At 74.0% G+C, this 3,703-nt stretch carries 3 protein-coding genes; 1 reads left to right on the top strand and 2 read right to left on the bottom strand.

Annotated elements, in window-relative coordinates; translation table 11 throughout:
* Nucleotides 1-279 precede the first annotated feature (279 nt).
* Nucleotides 280-1,695, top strand: coding sequence for a glycosylase (locus AB0F10_RS44675; RefSeq protein ID WP_360640553.1), 1,416 nt, complete (start codon nucleotides 280-282; stop codon nucleotides 1,693-1,695).
* 5 nt (nucleotides 1,696-1,700) lie between these two features.
* On the opposite strand, the gene AB0F10_RS44670 is transcribed toward AB0F10_RS44675, so the two are convergent.
* Entirely contained in the window at nucleotides 1,701-2,795 is a 1,095-nt protein-coding gene (locus tag AB0F10_RS44670) for a Gfo/Idh/MocA family oxidoreductase (protein WP_360640550.1), read from the bottom strand.
* A complete protein-coding gene (locus AB0F10_RS44665) occupies nucleotides 2,780-3,481 on the bottom strand; it encodes a ThuA domain-containing protein (protein WP_360640547.1) in 702 nt (233 codons plus the stop codon). The genes AB0F10_RS44670 and AB0F10_RS44665 overlap by 16 nt, the downstream gene beginning before the upstream one ends.
* Between the last annotated feature and the right edge of the window lie 222 nt (nucleotides 3,482-3,703).

Genomic DNA, 3,703 nt, shown 5'->3' with positions numbered 1-3,703 from the left:
CTGCAGCACACCCAGCGCGACAGCCCGCGGCTGCGCGACCTCGGCGCCCGGTGCCGCGCGGCGACCGGCTCCGTCCCGGCCGGCGCTGACGACTGAAAGTCCGGCCGGACGGCGGCCCCGTGGGTACGGTAGACACGCCTGCCGCAGCAACACCGGGCCGGGCCGTGACCGCGATCGCGATCGGAAGGCAGTCCCATGGCGCCCAGTCCCGGTTCCCAGCATCCGGCTGCCCCGCTCGCGGTGCGGCAGAACCTGACGTTGACCCCCGATACGGGGCGGGTGATCGTCAAACTGTTCGTGCCCGGCGAGGACGCCGACCTGGTACGCACCCGCGCGCACGCCCTCATCGACCGCATCGCCGACCTGGACGGCGACGAGGTGGACCGGCTGCTCAACGAGACGATCGCGGAGTTCGCCGGGCGCCATCGCGACCTGCGGGGCACGTTCATGCACCACTTCGAGCTGGTCCGGCACCGCGCGGACCGCGCCGACGAGCTGTCGCCGCGCCGGCGGCTGCTGATCGGCGCCTATTTCACCCACGAGTACGCCGTCGAGGCCGCCGCCCTGTGCAACCCGTCCGTCGTCGCCCACCCCGACCAGTCCGGGGTCTCCGCCGGGCAGTTGCGGGTGGCCGTCAGCGTCCGCCAGATCGGCGAGGGACACCTGTCGTCGATCGGCTTCGTCACGGCCGTCGTGGGCCCGGGCACCGAACTGGCGGTCACCGAGCGGGCCGGGCCGCTGATCGCCGGGGAGCGCGGGGACGCCCGGCACCGGCGCGACCTGCTCGCGGCGGGCATGGCCGACGAGGGCTGGGACAACGAGGTGTCGGCTGCCCTGCTCGGCTCGCTGCCCGAGGCCTTCGACGACGCCACCTTCGAGACCGTCATCGGGGGCCTGCCGGGCGGCCTGCAGAGCCTCGAGATCGCCCTGCCTACCATCGAGCAGCTGCGCCGGCTGAACGCCGCCGGCTACGCCACCGCCTTCCCCGCGAACACCGCGCTGCACCAGCGGGTGCTCTGGCCGAGCACCCCGATGGAGAGCCGCGGCATGGAGGACGCCCGCTTCGTACGGTTCGTCGGCGACGACGGGGTGCCGGTCTACCAGGCCACCTACACCGCGTACGACGGGCGGGACATCGCCACCCGGACGCTGTGCACGCCGGATTTTCTTCAGTTCCAGATCGCGCCGATGCGCGGACCCGGCGCGCGCAACAAGGGCGTCGCGCTGTTCCCCCGCCCGGTCGCCGGCCGGCGGCTCGCGCTGTGCCGCACGGACGGCGAGACCATCGGCCTCACGGTCCTCGGCGACGACGCCCGCTGGGGCCCGCCGGTGCCGCTGCACGGCCCGCACCGCGGCTGGGAGCTGACCCAGACCGGCAACTGCGGCTCCCCCATCGAGACTCCCGCCGGGTGGCTGGTGCTCACCCACGGCGTCGGCACGATGCGCCGCTACGTGATCAGCGCGATCCTGCTCGACCTGCACCACCCCGAGCGTGTCCTCGCCGAACTCGCGCACCCGCTGCTCAAGCCCGCCGGCATCGAACGCGAGGGCTACGTGCCCAACGTCATCTACACCTGCGGTGCGCTGGTGCACGCCGGGGTGCTCTGGATGCCGTACGGCACCGGGGACGCCCGGGTCGGGTTCGCCACCGCGGAGGTCGACGCGCTCCTCGCCGCCATGACGCCGGGTTCGTGATCCGCTCAGGGCAGCTCGACGACGTCGGCGATGCGGTCCGGCCGGTGGCAGGTCGTGGTCACCGCGACCGAGGTGCCGGTGCGCGCGCTCGCCTGCATCGACTCCATGACGTCGAGGACGTGCAGCGCCACGTCCACGCCGGTGCGGTGCGGGCGCTCCTCGGCCAGGGCGTGGTGGAGATCGAGCAGCCCGACGCCGCGGCCCGCGCCGGCGTAGCCCGCGCTGGGCGCCAGGGTGGTCCAGCTCTGCGCGGCGGCCGGATGCAGCCGCACGTCGCCGGCGAAGCGGTTGGGGTCCGGCACGGACAGCGAACCCGCCGAGCCGTAGACCTCGATGAACGGCAGGCGGGTCGCCCAGATGTCGAAACTCATGATCATGGTGGTCAGCGCGCCGCTCTCGTGCTCCAGCAGGCCCGTCACGTGGCTGTCCACGTCGACCGGGAACGACGTGCCGGCGCGCGGGCCGTCGGCGATGGTCCGCTCGTTGCGCGGCCGCGACGACATGCCCGCCACCCGGCGCACCGGCCCGAGCAGGTGCACCAGCGCGGTCAGGTAGTAGGGCCCCATGTCCAGCAGCGGCCCGCCGCCGCGCTGGTAGTAGAACTCCGGGTCCGGGTGCCAGCGCTCGTGGCCCGGCACGGTCATGAAGGCCGTCGCGGCCAGCGGCGTGCCGATCGCGCCGTCCTCGAGGGTCTTCCGGGCCGTCTGCACGCCCGTACCCAGGACGGTGTCGGGCGCGCACGCGGCGCGCACCCCCGCGGCGACGGCCGCGGCGGCGATCGCCCGCCCGTCGGCGCTGGCCGTGGCGAGTGGCTTCTCCCCGTAGACGTGCTTGCCGGTGGAGATCGCCGCGAGCGCCACGGCCGCGTGCCCGGCCGGCGTCGTGAGGTTCAGGACGACGTCGACGTCGTCGGCCGCGAGCAGCCCCGGCAGGTCGACCACCCGGGCGCCGGGATGCTGATCGGCCAGCAGGCGGGCGCGCTCCGGATCCAGGTCCGCCACCGTGGTCACCGTCAGCTCGGCGAGGCGGGAGATCGTCGCGCCGTACTGGCCGCTGATCTTGCCGGCGCCCACGACGCCGATCCTCAACGTGCCGCCCACAGCAGGCCCCTCTCGACGATCGTGCGGACGTTCGGCTCGCGCAACACCTCGACCTTGTGTCCGGGCGTCGCGACGAAGACCCGGCCCCGGCCCCACCGGCGGGTCCAGACGGCCGGCGCGGTGACCGGCCGGTGCCAGGCCGCCCACGGGCGCACCGCGGTGGTCGTCGTGGCCAGGACGTCGCTGTAGTCGTCCGTGAGTACCCAGTACTGCTCGGTGTCGAGGTCGAAGTCGGCGATCCCCTCGGTGATCGGATGATCCGCGGCCGCCGGCGTCATCGTTATGCGATGCGCGACGTAGTTGTCGGACTGGTCGTCCGTTCGCTCGTCGGGTCCGCCGCGCGCGGCGTGCGCGACGAACTGCCCGCCGACGAGTTGCAGGTAGTCGGCGCTGGCGCGGTAGGAGTCGACGATCCCCCCGTGCCAGCCGGCCAGGCCGGTGCCGGACTCGACCGCGGCCGTCAGCCCGGCGATCTCCTCGGGCGCGATCGTCGACATGGTCACGCACTGCACGACCAGGTCGACGCCGCCCATGAGTTCGGGGTCGGCGTACGGCGCCGGCGAGTCGGCCACCTGTACGGCGAACCCGTGCTCGCGCAGGTGCGGGATGAACAGGTCGGTGGCCTCGACCGGCTCGTGGCCGTCCCAGCCTCCGCGTACGACCAGTGCCCGGCGCTCGAGTGTCATCCGCTCTCCTTCGACCGAGGTGCACCGCGAAGATGGTCATCTTCGCAGCCGCGGCCCGTGGCGCATAGATGACCGTGCGGCCGAGTGCCGGTACCGTCGGGGGGTGGAGCCGATCGTCGCGCTGGCCGCACCGCATCCGGCGGCCGTCGAGGCCGGCCGGGCGGCCGTCGCCGCGGGCGGCAACGCGCTCGATGCCGCGCTGGCCGCGGCCGCCGCCCTGGC

Source organism: Actinoplanes sp. NPDC026623 (genome assembly GCF_040638275.1).
Taxonomy (GTDB): domain Bacteria; phylum Actinomycetota; class Actinomycetes; order Mycobacteriales; family Micromonosporaceae; genus Actinoplanes.
This window is presented reverse-complemented; position numbering and strand designations above follow the sequence as displayed.

Excerpts from the sequence above, each read along its gene's own strand:
- AB0F10_RS44665 (WP_360640547.1), bottom strand. The coding sequence starts at position 3,481 with ATGACACTCGAGCGCCGGGCACTGGTCGTACGCGGAGGCTGGGACGGC.